General features: G+C 63.2%; 14 protein-coding genes. 12 read left to right on the plus strand and 2 right to left on the minus strand.

The window, feature by feature from the left end; all coding sequences use genetic code 11:
- The first annotated feature begins 3 nt into the window (after positions 1-3).
- The 4 genes from WG907_RS06370 to WG907_RS06385 all read left to right on the plus strand — a co-directional run bounded on the left by WG907_RS06370 (position 4) and on the right by WG907_RS06385 (position 5,138).
- Positions 4-1,131, plus strand: a complete 1,128-nt coding sequence (locus WG907_RS06370; RefSeq protein WP_340231908.1) for a glycosyltransferase family 4 protein — start codon at positions 4-6, stop codon at positions 1,129-1,131.
- A 174-nt stretch (positions 1,132-1,305) separates the two neighbouring features.
- The gene (locus WG907_RS06375) at positions 1,306-1,833 is read left to right on the plus strand and encodes an RNA polymerase sigma factor (protein ID WP_340231909.1); all 528 of its coding nucleotides are present in this window, start codon (positions 1,306-1,308) and stop codon (positions 1,831-1,833) included.
- A gap of 58 nt (positions 1,834-1,891) precedes the next feature.
- Positions 1,892-2,839 (plus strand): FecR family protein, encoded by a 948-nt coding sequence (locus WG907_RS06380; protein ID WP_340231910.1) that lies wholly within the window; start codon positions 1,892-1,894, stop codon positions 2,837-2,839.
- Complete coding sequence (locus WG907_RS06385) at positions 2,814-5,138, plus strand: TonB-dependent receptor (protein WP_340231911.1); 2,325 nt, start codon at positions 2,814-2,816, stop codon at positions 5,136-5,138. Before WG907_RS06380 ends, WG907_RS06385 begins: the two co-directional genes overlap by 26 nt.
- On the opposite strand, the gene WG907_RS06390 is transcribed toward WG907_RS06385, so the two are convergent.
- Positions 5,086-6,174: an endonuclease/exonuclease/phosphatase family protein gene (locus WG907_RS06390; protein WP_340231912.1), complete on the minus strand. Its 1,089-nt coding sequence runs from the start codon at positions 6,172-6,174 to the stop codon at positions 5,086-5,088. The genes WG907_RS06385 and WG907_RS06390 overlap by 53 nt on opposite strands.
- Positions 6,175-6,477: 303 nt before the next feature.
- Here WG907_RS06390 and WG907_RS06395 point away from each other — a divergent pair, with 303 nt between their 5' ends.
- From WG907_RS06395 to WG907_RS06430, 8 genes are all read left to right on the plus strand, one after another.
- The gene (locus WG907_RS06395) at positions 6,478-7,254 is read left to right on the plus strand and encodes a DUF2334 domain-containing protein (protein ID WP_340231913.1); all 777 of its coding nucleotides are present in this window, start codon (positions 6,478-6,480) and stop codon (positions 7,252-7,254) included.
- Positions 7,178-8,392 carry a glycosyltransferase gene (locus WG907_RS06400; protein WP_340231914.1) on the plus strand — a complete coding sequence of 405 codons (1,215 nt, stop codon included), beginning with the start codon at positions 7,178-7,180 and terminating at the stop codon, positions 8,390-8,392. Before WG907_RS06395 ends, WG907_RS06400 begins: the two co-directional genes overlap by 77 nt.
- A gap of 13 nt (positions 8,393-8,405) precedes the next feature.
- A complete protein-coding gene (locus WG907_RS06405) occupies positions 8,406-9,359 on the plus strand; it encodes a hypothetical protein (protein ID WP_340231915.1) in 954 nt (317 codons plus the stop codon).
- On the plus strand, positions 9,359-9,865 hold the full coding sequence (locus tag WG907_RS06410) for a DUF2141 domain-containing protein (protein WP_340231917.1): 507 nt from the start codon (positions 9,359-9,361) through the stop codon (positions 9,863-9,865). Before WG907_RS06405 ends, WG907_RS06410 begins: the two co-directional genes overlap by 1 nt.
- Positions 9,865-11,034 carry a glycosyltransferase gene (locus tag WG907_RS06415; protein ID WP_340232464.1) on the plus strand — a complete coding sequence of 390 codons (1,170 nt, stop codon included), beginning with the start codon at positions 9,865-9,867 and terminating at the stop codon, positions 11,032-11,034. Before WG907_RS06410 ends, WG907_RS06415 begins: the two co-directional genes overlap by 1 nt.
- 252 nt (positions 11,035-11,286) lie before the next feature.
- The gene (locus WG907_RS06420; protein WP_340231918.1) at positions 11,287-12,651 is read left to right on the plus strand and encodes a TolC family protein; all 1,365 of its coding nucleotides are present in this window, start codon (positions 11,287-11,289) and stop codon (positions 12,649-12,651) included.
- Positions 12,648-13,661 carry an efflux RND transporter periplasmic adaptor subunit gene (locus WG907_RS06425; protein WP_340231919.1) on the plus strand — a complete coding sequence of 338 codons (1,014 nt, stop codon included), beginning with the start codon at positions 12,648-12,650 and terminating at the stop codon, positions 13,659-13,661. Before WG907_RS06420 ends, WG907_RS06425 begins: the two co-directional genes overlap by 4 nt.
- Entirely contained in the window at positions 13,658-16,681 is a 3,024-nt protein-coding gene (locus WG907_RS06430; RefSeq protein WP_340231920.1) for an efflux RND transporter permease subunit, read from the plus strand. Before WG907_RS06425 ends, WG907_RS06430 begins: the two co-directional genes overlap by 4 nt.
- Here WG907_RS06430 and WG907_RS06435 read toward each other — a convergent pair whose 3' ends face one another.
- On the minus strand, positions 16,682-17,398 hold the full coding sequence (locus WG907_RS06435) for a phosphatase PAP2 family protein (protein ID WP_340231921.1): 717 nt from the start codon (positions 17,396-17,398) through the stop codon (positions 16,682-16,684). It abuts the gene before it with no gap.
- Positions 17,399-17,489 lie beyond the last annotated feature (91 nt).

Here is a 17,489-nt window from a genome sequence, read left to right on the forward strand (position 1 = left end):
AAGATGCGGATTGCTCTTTTTTCCGGCAATTACAATTATCTCCGTGAAGGCGCAAATCAGGCGCTGAACATTCTGGTGCGGTATTTGCAGGACGCGTGCGGCTTTTCGGTTCGCGTCTATTCACCGGTTACCGACACGCCAGCATTCGAGCCTGCCGGGACGTTGGTGGCGGTTCCGTCCATCATGCTGCCTGTCCGGAACGAGTTCCGCCTAGCGCTTCGCCTTCCCAACGGCATCCGGGATGACATCAGGCGCTTTTCACCTGATCTGGTGCATGTCTCGACGCCGGATATTCTGGGGTTGCGAGCCCAGACATTTGCGATGAAGCTGGGTATTCCTGTTGTCGCCAGCATGCACACACGTTTCGAGACATATCTGCGCTATTATGGTCTGGATTGGGCACGACCAGCACTCGATGCTCATCTGCGGCGTTTTTATCGGCGCAGCGATCACGTACTCGCCCCCACAGAATCTCTCGTGAGCGAATTGCGCGCTTTACGAGGGGACGATCGCGTCAGCTTATGGAGCAGGGGCGTCGATACTACACTCTTCAACCCCGATAAGCGTGATGCACAATGGCGCCGGGACATCGGCATAGGAGATGGAGATGTCGCCATCCTTTTCTTTGGACGGGTCGTCGTGGAAAAAGGCGTTGATATTTTTGTGAAGGTGGCCAACGATCTCCAGGCGAAATTTCACAATGTCAGAATACTCGTGGTCGGAACGGGCCCCGCGGCGGGACTTTTCGAAACGCTTCCCGGTACGGTATTCACAGGGCATCTGGCGGGTGAAGATTTGGCACGCGCGATTGCAAGCGCCGATATCATGCTTACTCCGAGCACAACCGAGACGTTCGGTAACGTGCTGCTGGAAGCCATGGCATCTGGAGTGGCGGTCGTAAGTGCTGATGCGCAAAACGCGCGAACCATTCTCACTAGCGGTCAGGATGGCTTTATATGCCCGCCCACGGACTGCGGTCGCTATGTTTCTGTCCTAACGGAACTCATCGAAAGTGAGAATTTGCGGAAATCGATCGGCTTGGCTGGGCTCCGCAACAGCCGGCAATATTCTTGGGAAAGGGCTTCGGGAAGCGTGGCGAACGTTTACCGCTCAATAGCCGCAGCCGGCTGACACGAAAGTAAGCGCCGTGCTCCGGCGATGGTGATCGCTTCAAAGTGACCCGGGAAGCGCATAAATTTGCATCAGGAGTGCGCGATGTTGGACCCAACCTGGCTGGCATGAGCGAGGCGGACCGATTCGCATCATCCGGCTTGTCTTCTGCGCCACAGTCTCCAAACAGGAGGAATGAGTTTGGCGGATCATGATGGCCTGGAAATTGCCTATGGGGTGTATAGGACCGAGCTGTTACGCTTGCTTCTGGCCCGCGCCGGTGACCCCGCCGAGGCTGAAGACCTGCTGCAGGAACTTTGGGTGAAAGTAAGTCAGCAGCCTGCCGGACCAGTCGCCAACGGCAAGGCCTATCTGTTTCGCATGGCCCAAAATCTAGTCATTGACCGCCTTCGCGAGCGCCAGAGGCGGATGGCGCGCGAACGGCGATGGTCTGACGCTGCCACCGATTTCGCCTCGTCGGGCGTGGAACCCGCCGATCAGCGCAAGACAGCGGAAGAGCAGATTCTCGACCGCGAGGAAATCGCTACGCTGACATCTGCGATCGCGAACTTGCCCGAAGGGGCACGCCGCGCGTTTGAGCTGCACAAGATCGAAGGACTTGGCCATGCCGAGGTCGCAGCGCGACTGGGCATCAGCAAGAGCGGCGTGGAAAAACACATAGCCGTCGCGATGAAATATCTCAGACGCGCGCTGATCGACTGAGGTATGACAATATCATGACGTCTATCCATTTGCACAGGGAACAGGGAAAGGGTTCGCCATGACGGCGAAGTCGGAAATCGATGAAAGGATGCTGGACCAGGCTTTGGCCTGGCAGGCGGCGCTGGAACAGGACGATGCGGACTGGGACGGCTATATGGCGTGGCTGGAGGCCGACCCGTGTCATCGCGAAGCGTTCGACTCCGTCGCCCTGGTTACGGCAGCGGTTGACGATCATCGCGCCGAGATCGGCCATTTGCTGGCGGCACAGGTCCCCGCGCAAGACCCACGCAAGCGGTTTTCGCGTGTCTTTGCTTATGCAGGCGGCGGACTTGCCGCGGCGATCGCTCTCATGGTGGCAGTGCCGATGCTGTGGACGCAGCAGGTGGGGAAGACATATAGCGCCGAAGCCGGAGCGAGCCGGACGGTCGCTCTGGCGAACGGCATCACCGTCACCCTATCGCCCGCGAGCAGCATTGTCGTGCACGGCAAGGACGGCCGGCAGATCGACCTTGCCGGCGGCGAAGCCCATTTCGACGTGAGGCACAACCCCTCCCGGTCGCTCACCGTGTCGGCGGTCGGCTATACTATCTCCGACATCGGTACGCGCTTTTCAGTTACCATCGGCGGTAATGTCTTCCGCGTGGGTGTCTCGGATGGCAACATTTCGGTCGCATCGCCGGATGCGAGCGAAGCGGTGCAGGTGTCCGCCGGGCATCAGTTGATTGCCGGTGGCGGTGACCTGACGCTCTCACCCGTGCTGGCCTCCGATGTCGGAAGCTGGCGTTCGGGACGACTCTCCTATAGCAGTGCGCCGCTTTCTCTCGTCGCTGCGGACATTTCCCGCTATTCGCGCAAAAGCGTCAAGATCGACCCATCGCTGGAGGCATCGCATTTTTCGGGGACGCTGGTTATCGGAGACGGCACGAGACTCCTTCCGGATCTGGCCGGCGTCATGGGGGTTCGCATCGTTGCTGAAGGGAATGGCGCTCGCATCGCTGCTCGCTGAGCCAAGCTTTGTGCCGTCCGCATTGGCCCGCGAGACCGACTATCGGATCGACATTCCCGCAGGACCACTGAGCGCCAGCCTTGCCCGCTTTTCCCAACTCACAGGCATTTCCATTGGTTTGCCGGGCGACATGCCGCCTGTTCGGACGCACGCGGTGGCGGGACGGATGTCGCCGGATGCGGCATTGCAGATCATGCTGGACGGCAGCGGGCTACACGCCCGACGGATGGGGGATGTTTACAGGATCGAGTTGATGCAAAGAACCAGCGTCCCGCGCCTGCCAGCGCCGCCTTCCTTACGAGCTGCGACCTTAGCCAATCGCTCAGCCGACATCATCGTGACCGCGCAGAAGCGCCCCCAGATGCTGGCGTCGATCCCCCTGTCTGTGGCGATCGTATCGCTTGACGACATGACGCACGGCTCAACCTCCACTTCCAGCCGCGACATCACGCTCAGCACCGAAGGTCTGGCGATGACCAACCTCGGGCCGGGGCGGAATCGCCAGTTCATCCGCGGCGTCGCTGACAGCCCGTTTAACGGGCAGAGTCAATCTACGGTCACGGTCCAGGTGGACAATGCCAGAGTCATCTTCGACGCACCCGATCCGGACCTCCGGCTGGCCGACGTTGAGCGGGTCGAGATATTAAAGGGTCCGCAGGGCCCTCTCTACGGATCGGGAGCGATAGGCGGCATCTATCATATCGTCACGCGCCGACCCGAACTCGACAAAATATCTATTGCTACCGAGCTTTCCACCGGCAGCGTTCAGCATGGCGGGATTGGGACCGGGATCGAAGGCGTTGTCAATCTGCCCATCCTTACCGACAGGCTAGCTGTGCGGTCCGTGGGATACCGGATCGTGAACGCCGGCTGGATCGACAATGCCGATGGCCGCGAAAATAGTAATTCGGTCGAGACGGTCGGCCTCAGGCTGGGCATACGCTGGCAGGCGGCCGATGACTGGAGGGTCGATGCAGGCGTCATCCAGCAGGATATCAACGTCCGCGACAGTCAATATGTCGTCGCCGGCATGCGGAGCCTGAAACGAACCAACGGCATAGCCGAGCCGACCGACAATGATTTCAAGCTGGCCCATGTCACGATAGAAGGCAGGCTCGGCGCGCTGCAGCTGGTTTCGGCGACCAGCTATGTCGATCATGGTTTGACCTATGCTCTCGACGCCAGCGAGGCCGCAGGGGATTTTAGCCTGACCGGGCCCGCCCGCTTTACCGACAGCCGCGCCTATACGCTGTTCAATCAGGAATTGCGCCTGTCGTCGGAAGGCGTGGACCACTGGCTGATGGGTGCGTCTTTCCTCCGGGCGACGACCAGCGGCGCATCCAGTGTTGCGGATGATAGCGATGAGATCCAGATCGTCGAGCGGATTGACCGCAAGACGAGTGAATATGCGGTGTTCGGCGAAGCGACCTGGCGGCTTTTCAGCAGGATCGACGCCACCGTGGGCGCGCGGCTATCCCATTCTTTCTCGGAGGACGAGGCGGCGGAAGGGGTCGGATCGCGTATATTGAAGGGCGGCAAGACGATCCTGTCGCCAAGCGCTGCCCTGTCGCTACCGCTCGGCGGCCGGGGCATCGTCTATTTGCGCTTTTCCCGCGCCATGCGGCCGGGTGGCCTGACGGCCACCGGACAGGCCGCGTCCGGGCGCTTCGATGCCGACGAGCTCGACACGCTCGACCTCGGCATTCGCCGCTCCTCGAGAGATGGCCGGCTCGCCCTGTCGGCCAGCGCCTATGCTACGCAATGGAATGACATTCAGTCGGACTATCTGCTGGACAATGGCCTGATATCGACACGCAACGCCGGACGCGGCCGGATTTTGGGATTCGAAGCATCTCTGGACTGGCATATCGGCGGCGGCTTCAGCCTGTCAGGAGGTGGGACCGCGCAGAGCGCCCGATTGACGCATGCCCAGAATGGGATCGAACTGGACGACCTGCGCCTTCCGATCACACCAAGCGTCAGCGGCAGGCTGTCGATCGCCAAGACCTTCGCTTTGGCCCGGTGGCGCGGACTTGCAACGGTACAGGCCAATTATATCGGCAGCGCGCGACTGAGTTTCGACAGCGATCTCGATCGCGAGATGGGAGAATATTCAGTCTTTAGCGCGCACAGCGAAATGTCGCGCGGTCCCTGGACGCTCGGCTTCAGGCTAGACAATCTGCTGGACGTGAAGGGGGACAGTTTCGCGTTCGGCAATCCCTTTTCCATCCGCGCGGGTCAGCAGTTCACGCCGGTGCGGCCCCGGTCGCTGTCGCTGTCGATCGCGCGAAGCTGGTAGCGGGGACCGAGCGGCGAGATAGCCGGAACCTGACGGTGTACCCAATGTGATCAGACAACATGCTGCCGTCGGCGGCATGACCGAACGGAACGTCGATGCCAGTCAGATCGACGCCGGTCACGGCTACTGAAGCATAAAATTGCCAGTCTCGCGCACGCCGGCGAGAGAAGACAGCGTCAGCAGATATGGGCAAGCCCGCACGCACAGCGCTGTCATAGGCATTGCGCACCGGCGTCCCCGAAGATGACCATCCGCTTCGTATGTCTCCTAGCAGGATAGCCCGCCGCGCACGCGCATTGCCTACATTGAAATCGCCGGCGACGATCAGCGCGCGGGCCGGATCATGCGCCTTGTGAATGAAGTCCGTGAGCAAGGCCAGCTGTATCCGATAGGCCTCCAGCGACCGGTCGTCGGACACTTTGGACGCATGTCGGCTGTTGAGATGTGTGGTCACGATGTCGATCGGGTCCGGGCGGTCGGGGAGCTTGATGCTGGCCAGCAGCGCGCCCTTGTTGGCGAGGCAGTCATAGCCCCCGCAGGCGAAAGCGGGAAAGGTCATGCGGCGGATGCCGGTGATCGGATAGTCCGACAGGATTTGCAGCCCGCTGCCGACATATTTGCCGATGCCTTCCCCTTTTAGCCAGGACGGGTTACGGGCAAGATCGCTATCGCTTCCCGATGCCATGATGGCCCCGGTCGTGACTGCAGATGGCCCCGTGACGACATAGTGATAGCCTGCCGTCCGGCCAATGCTTTGTGCTTCCTGCGTGAAGGCCTCCTGCAGCGCCACGATATGCGGATTGCGTCCGGCCTCGCGTAATGCGCGCAGCCTGCTTGCGATGCGCGCCAGCTCGGCGGCTCTGCCCCAGGCGACGGGCCAGGGAAGTCCATGGATATTATATGTCATAACCGACAGATCGCCGTAAAAAGGCGGCGGCCTTGCCCGCGGCAGGGAGGTCGGCAATATGGTCGGCCGCGAAGCACCCATGGTCAGAACGATCGCCAGCAGCAACATGGCCGCTCTTGTCTTGCGCACTGTTCATCTCCCGCTCGATGCGAGCAAGACGGCGGCGCGGGCAGCGCACCCCAGTTACGCAACCCCGAAAATTTCCGCCGTCCGGCCAACTGCGGTTTTGCGGCGGGCCGGCGTCTTGCAAGCAGAGGGGGAGTTTTCGTCATGTACAAACGGGCGATCTTGGCCAGAGGCAGGCCGCTGGAAGGGAAAAATGCGGACCTCACGGGCAAGTCCGTCGCCATCGATAACGGCGTATGGCGAAGACCGTCCCTTCAAATAGATGGTGGCGCGTGATGGCTGCATTCGCGCGAAAATTATAGCATCGTGCGGCACCTGCTCCTTTCCATCCACGATGTCGGTCCGCGTTTCGAGAGAGAGGTCGATCTTCTGCTGGAGCGTGTAACCCGCCACGTCGCGCCTGATCGCCTGGCAATGCTGGTCGTGCCCGATCATTGGGGCCTGTATCCGCTGACTCCCGGGACCCCCTTCGCCGCCCGACTGCGGCAATGGTCGGATATGGGGATCAGCCTATTCGCGCACGGCTGGTTCCACAAGGACATGGCCGCACATCAGGGCATGCTGGCCCGGTTTAAGGCCAGACACATGACGGCCGGTGAAGGAGAGTTTCTGGGGCTGGACGAGTCGACGGCGCTGATGCGAATGATAGCCAGCAGGGACCTGATCCAGAATATTAGCGGGCGTGCCGTTTCCGGCTTCGTCGCTCCAGCCTGGCTCTATGGCGCAGGCGCGATGGCAGCGCTGTCGCGATCCGGTTTTGCGCTGGCGGAGGATCATATGAAAGTCTGGCATCCGGCATCCGGTCGAGTGCTGGCGCGTGGCCCGGTGATCACCTGGGCCAGCCGCAGCCCGGCGCGCATTGCCTCTTCGCTCATCGCCGCGCGGATCTTGCCGATGCTCTTGCGTTACGCGCCCGTCGTGCGCGTGGCGGTGCATCCGGGCGATGTCACCATGTCCGACCTGCTAATCAGCATCGACGACACGCTGCGGCTTTTGTGCCGGACACATGTCCCAGCGCGCTACGACGATCTTCAACTCGACGAGACAATGGTTGCGCATCCTCACTTTCCTGCACAGTTTTGAACCTGGCGGCGTCGAGCGCATCGCACTGCGCCTGATCCGTCAGTGGCGGGATCGGGGCATCGATGCACCGCTGTTTATGGGGCGACCGACCGGCGCGATGCGCGACGAATTAGCCCAGGACCTGGTCTATGGCTTGCCGCGCCCGTCACGCGTCCCGATCGCCTGGTGCGAAACGCTGTGGATGATCGTGACGCTGCCGCGCTTCATCGGGCGGACAAAACCGGATGTGCTGTTCTGCGCCGGCAACAGCTATACGATCGTGGCGGTCGCCATGAAACTGATCCTCGGCCGCGCTTGCCCGCCTATACTGGCTAAGATCAGCAACGACCTCGACCGCAAGGACATTATCTGGCCCGCGCGCATGGCGTACCGATTGTGGCTGCGCATCCAGGGTCGCTTCATCGACGGGTTCGTCGGCATGGAGCAGCCAATGGCGGCGGAAATCGCCGCCGCCATCCGACCGAGGCGTGGCGGGATCGCGATCATTCCGGACCCAGCGCTGTCGCACAGCCAGATAGACAATATGCGTGCCGCCCTGCGCCCGACTGCCGAGCGATCCCGCGATGTCCGCTTCGTGGCCGTCGGGCGTCTGGCACCGCAAAAGAATTTCGCGCTGATGCTTCGGGCCTTTGCCGCGGCCGCGCAGCTGGGCGACACATTAGTGATTTATGGCGATGGACCGGAACGCGGGAAACTTTCCACACTGATAGACCGGCTGAAAATGCGTGATTATATCACCCTGGCTGGTCATGTACCTGACCCGGCGCGCCACCTGCCCGACTTCGACGTCTTCCTGTTGTCGTCCGATTACGAAGGCGTTCCTGCCGTCCTGCTGGAAGCGCTCGCCGCTAATCGGCCGATCATCACTACTCAATGTAGCTGTAGCATTCGCGCAATGATGGGCGAAGGTACGCTGGCTCATATCGTGCCGGCTGGCGACGAAGCGGCTTTTACCCGCGCGATTGGCAGTGCGCGCGATCTGAAGCAGGATATGGCCGCCAGCTTAAGGCAGGCGCGGCGCTTTACCGTCGAAGACGCAGCGGGCGCTTATCTCGCCGCCTTTGGTGCCACGCAGAAAAATTCAAAGCCCCGACTGAGGGAAGATCGGGAATGTGTCGTCTCAGCGCCGACACCATAGCGAAGAGCAGTTTATGACCGGCATGACCCCTTCCGGCACCTTCCTTCCATCCCTCAACAACCCCATTGAAAACGCCTCGTTCACCATAATCGACCCCGAGCCGCTGGTCCGTTCGGGGCGCAATTGGACCCGCTGGGCCGGGCCGCTTGTGTCCCTGCTGATCCTCGTGGTCGCGCTCGATCAGTTTCGCGGACTCGAATTCGCACATCTCTGGACGATGATGCCTACCGCTACCGCTTTCTGGGTGGTGTTTCTGCTCTACTATACCGCAGCACCCATATCCGAATGGCTGATCTTCCGCCGATTATGGAACATCCCGGTGGACGGGTTCGGCGCCCTGTTGCGCAAGCTTGTCAGCAACGAGATCCTGCTCGGCTATATGGGCGAGGTCTATTTTTACGCCTGGGCGCGCCGAAACGCGCAGATTACCACGGCGCCCTTCGGGGCGCTCAAGGATGTGACGATCCTTTCGGCACTTGCCGGCAATGTCGTGACCCTATTGATGGTCGCGGTCGCAATTCCAGTGTTCAACGCGCTGACCATCGGAGCTGGACGCTGGGACATCATCGGTTCGGTGCTGTTCGTGCTCGGCACGTCGCTGGTGGCAATGGTGCTGGGCAAACGGCTGTTTACGCTGCCACGCGCGGAATTGTGGCGCGTCACGGCCATCCATCTGCTGCGCATCATCGCCACCACCATCCTCGCCGCCGCGATGTGGCACCTGCTGCTACCCTCTGTGGACCTGAGCTGGTGGCTGCTGCTTGGCACGCTGCGCCAGCTCGTGTCCCGCCTGCCCTTCCTGCCGAATAAAGACGTGGTGTTCGCCGGGATGACCGCTTTCCTGATCGGTCCGGGCAATGCGATCGCTTCGGTCATGGCGTTGATGGCGTCGCTTATCCTTGCGGCGCATCTCCTGGTCGGGATCGTGCTGGGCGCGATGGAACTTGCACAGGAGGGCCGCGCCTGATGGGACCGCTTTTCCTGTTCGCGGCGGTTGTGACCCCGTCCTCGCCAGATCTTGGCAAGGCAGAAGGTAAGTGCCGGCCGGGCGAACATGGTCCGGCCTTCCTGGTCGAGGTCAAGGGATTGAAGGACCGCCAGGGCCGGCTGAAGCTGGAACTCTACCCGTCGAACGACAGTGATTTTCTGGCTGACGACAATGTCCTGCTTTCGGCCGGCAAAATTTTCCGCCGGGTCGAAATATCGGTTCCCTCCGCTGGCCCGGTGTCGCTCTGCATTCGGGCGCCGGCACCGGGCACTTACGCGCTCGGCCTGCTACACGATCGCAATGGCGACCGGAAATTTACCATATCGGCCGATGGCATCGGCTTCGCTGCCAATCCCAGACTTGGCCTTTCCAAGCCCAAGGCCGCGGTTGCAAGCGCTACGGTCGGTGCCAGCCCGGTCCGGATTTCTATCACGCTGAACTACCGCAAGGGGCTGCTCTCCTTCGGTCCGCTGGAGCAACAATGATGCGAATCGTCGACGTCTGCGCCTTTTACGCCCCTCAGGGCGGAGGCGTGAAAACCTATGTCGAGCAAAAGCTGCGCGCCGGGGCGGCCGCGGGGCATGACATCGTCATCCTTGCCCCCGCAAGCAATGCCGACGTGGTCGAACGCAATGGCGGGCGGATCGTCAACCTGCCGGCACGCCGCTTCCCGCTTGACCGGCGCTATCATTATTTCGACGACGAAGCCTCGCTCCATGGAATGTTGGACCGGCTAAAGCCTGATCTTGTCGAGGCGTCCTCGCCCTGGTCCAGCGCCGCGATGGTCGCTCGCTGGCCCGGCGATGTACCGCGCACGCTCATCATGCATGCGGATCCGCTTTCGGCCTACGCCTACCGCTGGTTCGGATCGGTCGCTCCGCGTGAGATGATCGACCGGGGCTTCGACTGGTACTGGCGCCATCTGCGCAGGCTGGACCAGGGGTTCGATCTGGTCGTGAGCGCCAGCGAAAGTCTCACCCGCCGCCTGGCGGCCGGCGGGCTGACGCGCGTGGAGACACTGCCCATGGGCGTGGAACCCGGCTTCTTCTCACCGGCGCGTCGCAACGAAACGCTCCGCGCCCGCATGCTCGAGCGTTGTGGACTGCCGATCCATGCGACGCTGCTGATCGGCGTCGGCCGCCATGCGCCGGAAAAACGCTGGCCGCAGGTCATCGAAGCCGTGACGTCCGCCGGCTATCATCAGCCTTTGGGGTTGGTTCTTGTCGGAGACGGGCGAGACAAAGCAAAAGTCGGCCGCGCGGCAATGCACAACCCGCATATCCAGCTGCTCGCTCCCACGCGGGACCGGACCGCGCTTGGCGCCCTACTCGCCAGCGCCGACGCACTTGTTCATGGATGCGAGGCGGAGACCTTCTGCATGGTCGCTGCCGAAGCGCGCGCGAGCGGCTTGCCGGTCATCGTGCCCGATGAAGGCGGCGCATCGGATCAGGCAGACCGGGACGCCGGCCTCCACTACCGGGCCCGCCAGCCGGACAGTCTGGCGAAGGCGATCAGCAAATTCGTTGCCGGGCGGAGCGACTATCGCACGCGCGCGATCATCGCCGCGCCATCCGTCATGACGATGGAAGATCATTTCAGCCGCCTGTTCGACGTCTACGACCGCTTTGGCCGGGAGCAACGTCATGCAGCCTGATCATCTATTGTCCAGGACCCCTTGGCCGGGATTGACGGCACGTGGTCGGCAGTTCGCGGTTCGCCGCCGCACCCTCCGCATCCATCCCGACCGCCCGGGCTTCCATCGCAGCTTTTCATGCAGCTGCTGGCCGATGATGGTCCGCATCATCTGGTGGGCCTTGCGGACACCCGACTAAGGTCGTGCAAGACACCCTGGAGTAATGGTAAGTGGTCAAGCCGCTCCGCGCTCTACAGATATCAGGCAGCAACATTGACAGGCTTCATCGGCCCCCGCTACTCTTTCGTCGTTTCCGGTCCAGCGCTCGTTCTCGCAGCATCGGCCCTCGGCGGCTGTGTGCATTATGCGCCCGATCCCTTGTCCGCTGTAATGAAAGCCGCCCCTTTGCCGTCCGACCCGATTTTCGTTCGCGGATATGGGGGTGCGGGCGACAGCAAGCTGGCTATCGACCTCGGCGCGCCGCTCAGCGAAGCCGCCATCGCCTCGCTCGCCGTTATAACGAACCCAGACCTCAAGGCGCAGCGCGCCAGGGCCGGGATCAGCAACGCGCAGGTCTTTGCCGCAGGACTGATGCCCGATCCCACCATTTCGGTCGGCATCGACCATCTCCTGTCGGGCGCGGACCCGGTCGATGCGCTGACGGGCGCTCTTGGGCTAAACCTCAACTCGTTACGCACGCGCGCGGTTGTGCGGCAGAAGGCACAGGCGGAGCTGCGGCAGGTCCATAGCGACCTGCTCTGGGCGGAATGGCAGACGGCTGGCCAGGCGCGATTGCAGGCGGTCCGCATCGATGCACTGCAGCGCCGCTTCGCGCTGGCGGAAGAGGGCCGGAAAGCGGCTGACCGCCTGCTTGCCCACTATGCCGCTGCGGCCGGACGGGGGGACGTCGCAGCGGATCCGCTGCAGACCGCCCGGATCGCGGCGTCTGGCGCAGCAGATGTCGCGCGGCAGACGGAAAAGGATCTGGCGACCGCCCGCCTCCAGCTCAACCGGCTTCTGGGCCTGCCTCCCGAGACGATACTCACGGTCGCGCCCATGATCAGAGCCGAGGCACTGCCAGACGCCGATCGCCTGTTCGCCATCGCGCAGAGCGAACGTGCCGATCTGCGCGCTCTGCGCGACGGATATGCCGCACAGGAGGCGGCGATGCGCAAGGCTGTGCTCGATCAGTTCCCGACGCTCGATCTGACGATCAACGGCGGCCGCGATACCGGCAGAAATGTGACCCTGGGCCCTGCTATTGGCTTCACACTGCCGCTGTGGAACCGCAACCGGGGCGGAATCGCCGTGGAGAAGGCAACACGCGAGGCGCTGAAGGCCGAATATGAAGCGCGCCTGTTCCAGACCCGCGCAGACATTGCCGACGCGGTCAGCGCCCTGGCAATCGCGCGGGGCCAATATGCCGCGCAGCAGGCCAGCCTGATCAGCGCGACCCATTTCGCCGCGACCAGTCGCAACGCGGCCTCGCGTGGCGACCTGTCCGATGCATCGGCGCAAGCGGCCGAACAGGTTGCGCGCGATCGGCGGTTGCTGAGCGAGCAATCGGCGCAGGATATGTCGGAACAGGTGATCGCGCTGGAATTGCTGACTGGGGTGCCACGGGAGCGATGGGAATGAAGACGACATGGATCGGCCTTGCAGGCCTGACCCTGCTGTGCGCCTGCTCGGCCCCTTCAAACGAAGACACGCCCGAACCGGTCGCGCTGGTGACTGTCGCGACGGCCGTGCCGCAGACCGTCGGCGAAACGGTGAAACTTTATGGCATCGCCGATTCCGGCCCGGGCGGGCAGGCAAGCCTGGTCGCACCGATCGAGGCGCGGCTTGTGGCGATCGACACGTCTATCGGAACGGCGGTGGGACAAGGTCAGGCCGTCCTGCGCCTGATCCCCGGCCCGACAGCGACCCTAGAGATCGCCAAGGCGCGCAGTGATGTGCAGGCCGCCACTGCCGCCTACGCCCGCGCGCAGCGCCTGCGCGCCGACGGCCTGATGAGCGACGCGGACGTCGAGACGGCGCGCGCCGCAAAAGCGACGGCCAGCGCCACGATCCAGAGCCTGACGGGTCGCAGCCTGACTCTGCGCGCGCCGATGGCGGGACATGTCGAAGGTATCACGGCCCGGCCCGGCGATATCATCGCGGCGGGTACGAGTATCGCGTCGATCAGCGGCAACGGCCCCGCACGCGCGCGCTTCGGCGTCGATCCAGGGCTGGTTCGCTCCATACGGGCCGGCGCGGCCGTTACGCTTGCGCGGGCCGGAGCCCTTGACCGATTCCCCTCCCATATCGAGTCGGTCGACCCGCTGGTCGATCCCCAGACAAGGCTGGCATCGGTCTACGCGATTCTGCCCGCCGCCTCGCAGGTGCGGACGGGCGAGGCACTGACCGGTGAGGTAGTGATGAGCGGTGGTGGGAGTGCGCTGGTCATTCCCTATCGCGCGCTGCTGGACGATGCCGGCCAGCCCTTTGTGTTCGTCGTGGCAAAGGGGGTGGCCAACCGGCGCGACATCGCAACGGGCGCAAACGACGGCACCCATGTCGCCGTGCTGCGCGGTCTCAAGATGGGCGACCAAGTGGTGATTGACGGCGGCACCGCGCTGCAAGACGGCATGAAGGTGCGCCTCAGATGATCCCCCAGTTGGAGCGGCATGCTCGCTCGATCTGGCTGGCCGTGATATTGCTGACGATCGGCGGGCTGCTCGCCGCGCGGGGCATGCCGGTCAGCCTTTTCCCGCATATCGATTACCCGCGCGTCGTCGTGACGATCGACGCGGGCGATCGCGACGCCGCGCAGATGGCGGCAGAGATCAGCCGGCCGGTAGAGATCGCACTGCGTGCCGTCCCCGGCGTCACCCGCATTCGATCGACCACCAGCCGGGGTGCGGCCGATGTCGCACTGAACTTCGTCTGGGGCGAGGATATGGTGACGGCAACGCTCGCGACTCAGGGTGCGCTCACGACCCTGTTGCCGGACCTGCCTGCAGGCACGCGCTTCGATGTGCGGCGGTCCGACCCGACGATATTTCCGGTGCTGGGGATCGCTCTGACCTCTAACAGCCTCGACCAGCAGGCCTTGAGGCAGATCGCGGAACTCAAAGTTCGGCCGGCGCTGACCGCCGTGCAAGGCGTTGCTGCGGTGGACATATTGGGCGGAACCCCGCGCGAACTCGCCGTCGATGTCGACCCAGCCCGTTTGCAGACCTTTGGCCTAGGCATATCGGACGTGACGGCGGCGATCGGCAAGTCCAATGACATTCGCGGTGCCGGCAAAGTGGAGGACAGGCACCGGCTTTACCTAGTGCTGGTGCAGAGCCAGCTGACGTCCGCCGCCGACCTGCTCGCAACACCGATCAGGAGCGGCGCTGCCGTCGTAACATTGCGGCAGGTGGCGACCGTGCGACCCGCGGCTCAGCCGGATTATATCCGCGTGTCGTCCGATGGCCGCAGCGCGGTGCTGATCAATGTGCGGCAGGCGCTCACCGGCGATACGGTCGCGATCGTCGCGGCGGTAGATGCCCGGCTGAAGTCGCTCGGGCTTCCGTCGACCGTCGCGGTTACGCCCTTTTACGACCAATCGGAACTCGTGACCGGCGCAGCCAATGCCGTGCGCGATGCCATCCTGCTCGGTGCAGTGCTCGCCGGCATCATTTTGTTCGTCTTCCTGCGGTCGGGACGACTGATGCTGATCACGGGGCTCATGCTGCCTGCCGTGCTCGCCGGCACATGCCTCGCTCTCCGTGCGTTCGGCATGAGCTTCAATATGATGACCCTGGGCGGCATGGCGGCAGCCGTGGGCCTGGTGGTCGACGACGCGGTCGTCATGCTCGAACATATGATGCGCAGGATGCAGGAGGGTACGGCGTCGGACATGCGGGGCCGGCTGGCGGCCGCAGCGGAGACGGGGCGGCCGCTGGTCGGCTCGACTTTGGCGACCATAATGGTGTTCCTCCCCTTGAGCTTCATCAGCGGCGTCAGCGGAGGCTTTTTCAAGGCGTTGGCAGTTACGATCGTGACCGCGCTGATCCTGTCGCTGCTCTACGCTCGCTTCGCGATCCCGTTACTCGCCGCAAGCTGGTTGCGCGACAAGGATGCCGAGGCGGCGAAGAAGGCCGACGGGTTCATGAGCCGGCTCGACCGGGGCTATGCCCGGATCGGGGATCGGGTGTTCGCGCGGCCCGCCCTGGCGGCCGGAATTATCGGACTGATCTTTGCCGCGATCGGTTTCGTCTCCTGGTATCAGCTGCCTTCGGGTTTCATGCCGGCGATGGACGAAGGCGGCTTCGTCCTCGACTATACCGCGCAACCGGGCGCGGCGCTGGCCGATACCGACCGACTGGTAAAGCAGGTCGAAGCGATCATTTCCGCAACGCCGGAGGTCGCCAGCTACTCCAAACGCCTGGGCGTCCAGCTGGGCGGTGGCCTCACCGAAGCGGACGAAGGCGATTTCTTCATACGCCTGAAAGGCGGATCGCGCCGCCCGATCGAAGCCGTCATGAGCGACGTTCGCCAGCAGGTCGACGCCAAGGTGCCGGGCCTTCAGATCGAGCTGATTCAGCTCATGGAGGACCTGATCGGCGACCTCACCGCCGTACCGCAGCCGATCGAGGTCAAGCTGTTCGGCGACGATCCGGCGGTGGTGGCGGAAGCCGCCACGCGCGTCGGCAAGGCACTGCGCCAAGTCCAGGGGGTTGTCGAAATCGTCGATGGGCTGCGGGTCGCAGGTGATGCCGTGGCGGTGAAAGTCGATGCCGGTCTCGCCGCACAGCAGGGGATCGGCCCTGACATAGTCGCCAGCCAGATCGAGACATTCGTGGGCGGCACCGTCGCCACCAAAATCCGCATGGGTGAGCAGTTGGTGGGCGTGCGTGTGCGCGGATATGAGGATATACGGAGCCGAGTGGCGCAGATCGTCGCGCTGCCGATCGCGACACCCGATGGCCGGTCGGTGCGCCTCGGATCGATCGCTCATGTCGAGATCGCAAGCGGTCAGAAACAGCTCAACCGCGAGGACTTGTCACCGCTGATCGCCGTCACCGCGCGGCTGGAAGAACGGGACCTCGGCTCGGCGATGCAGGAAGTGCAGGCGAAGGTGAGTGGCCTCCGTCTGCCCTCCTCCATCCGCGTCGACTATGGCGGCCTCTATGCCGAGCAGCGCAGGAGCTTCGCCGACATGGCAATGGTGTTTGGTGCCGCCCTGCTGCTGAGCGCGCTCTTGCTAACCTACCTGTTCGAGAATATTGCCTGGACCTTCTTCGCCATCATCACAGTGCTGCTGTCGGCAGGCGCGGTTCTAGCGGGCCTGTGGATAACGAGCACCGAACTCAATATATCGGCGCTGATGGGGCTGACTATGGTTGTGGGCATGGTGACCGAACTGGTGATCTTCTTCCTCGCCGAGATTGAGGGAGGCGCGCGGGCCGGCTTGGAGGCCTTGCGCAAGGCGGGCAGCAATAGGTTGCGCCCGATTCTGATGTCCGCGCTGATCGCGATGCTGACTTTAGCGCCACTGGCGCTCGGCATCAGTCGCGGTGCCGGACTTCAGCAACCGCTGGCGATCGCGATCATATTCGGGCTAATGGCTGCGGTGCCGCTGGTGCTGCTGTTCCTGCCGGCCGCGATCGTTGCAATGCAGCCTAAGGCGGCGCGATGATCAGTGCTTTTCGGTCGGCTGCTCGATCGTGCGCGACCGCTGCAAGGCGCGAGCGGCGAGCGAGCAGAGAGCGGCCCAGCAGGCGCCGACGCACCAGCCCGCGACCACGTCGCTCGGCCAATGAACGCCCAGATAGACGCGCGACATGCCGATCGTCAGCGTCAACCCGATGGCGACGCTCATCAGGAAGATGCGGACTCGCCGGTCCGTTTCCGACCGCGCGAGCAGCACGCCCAGCGTCAGATAAGTGATCGCCGAATTCATCGCGTGGCCGCTGGGGAAGCTCGTCGAGTGCACCTCCACCAGATGCGGGACCAGCTCGGGCCGAGGGCGGGCATAACCAGCTTTGAGGATGCTGCTCACGATTGCTCCGCCCGCGATCGCGGCGATCAGGAACAGCGCCGTTCCGGCCTTACGCGATGCCAGTAGATAAGCTGCTGTCAGTGCGGTCAGAAGAGTGAGTATGGTGACGCCGCCCAGCGCGGTGATGTCCCTCATCGCCTGCTCCACCCAATATGGGCCGATGGGGATGGCGCGGTCGGCGCTGGTCCGCAGTCCCTCCAGCACCACCCGATCGATGGCGAAGCTCTCTCCCTCCATGATTTCAGACCCCAGCCTCAGGGACAGAAAAGCACTGGCCGCTGTGGCGAGGAAGAAGATCAGGATGCGGCTGTCGGTGCGATGCCCCCGAAACAGACGGTCGAAGATGGCAGGCATGGAGCAACTTTCAGGGAGAGATGGACACAGGACGCAAGAAACGCGTGAACAGGATAATCTACCCCGTTTGCGCGGAATATTTGCGTTGTCC

The organism is Sphingobium fluminis, assembly GCF_037723805.1.
Classification (GTDB): Bacteria; Pseudomonadota; Alphaproteobacteria; order Sphingomonadales; family Sphingomonadaceae; genus Sphingobium.

What these genes read in the sequence shown, in the direction of transcription:
- WG907_RS06370 (WP_340231908.1), top strand. Translation starts at nt 4, where the DNA reads ATGCGGATTGCTCTTTTTTCCGGCAATTACAATTATCTCCGTGAAGGC.
- WG907_RS06375 (WP_340231909.1), top strand. Translation starts at nt 1,306, where the DNA reads ATGAGTTTGGCGGATCATGATGGCCTGGAAATTGCCTATGGGGTGTAT.
- WG907_RS06380 (WP_340231910.1), top strand. Translation starts at nt 1,892, where the DNA reads ATGACGGCGAAGTCGGAAATCGATGAAAGGATGCTGGACCAGGCTTTG.
- WG907_RS06385 (WP_340231911.1), top strand. Translation starts at nt 2,814, where the DNA reads ATGGCGCTCGCATCGCTGCTCGCTGAGCCAAGCTTTGTGCCGTCCGCA.
- WG907_RS06400 (WP_340231914.1), top strand. Translation starts at nt 7,178, where the DNA reads ATGTCCCAGCGCGCTACGACGATCTTCAACTCGACGAGACAATGGTTG.
- WG907_RS06405 (WP_340231915.1), top strand. Translation starts at nt 8,406, where the DNA reads ATGACCGGCATGACCCCTTCCGGCACCTTCCTTCCATCCCTCAACAAC.
- WG907_RS06410 (WP_340231917.1), top strand. Translation starts at nt 9,359, where the DNA reads ATGGGACCGCTTTTCCTGTTCGCGGCGGTTGTGACCCCGTCCTCGCCA.
- WG907_RS06415 (WP_340232464.1), top strand. Translation starts at nt 9,865, where the DNA reads ATGCGAATCGTCGACGTCTGCGCCTTTTACGCCCCTCAGGGCGGAGGC.
- WG907_RS06425 (WP_340231919.1), top strand. Translation starts at nt 12,648, where the DNA reads ATGAAGACGACATGGATCGGCCTTGCAGGCCTGACCCTGCTGTGCGCC.
- WG907_RS06430 (WP_340231920.1), top strand. Translation starts at nt 13,658, where the DNA reads ATGATCCCCCAGTTGGAGCGGCATGCTCGCTCGATCTGGCTGGCCGTG.
- WG907_RS06435 (WP_340231921.1), bottom strand. Translation starts at nt 17,398, where the DNA reads ATGCCTGCCATCTTCGACCGTCTGTTTCGGGGGCATCGCACCGACAGC.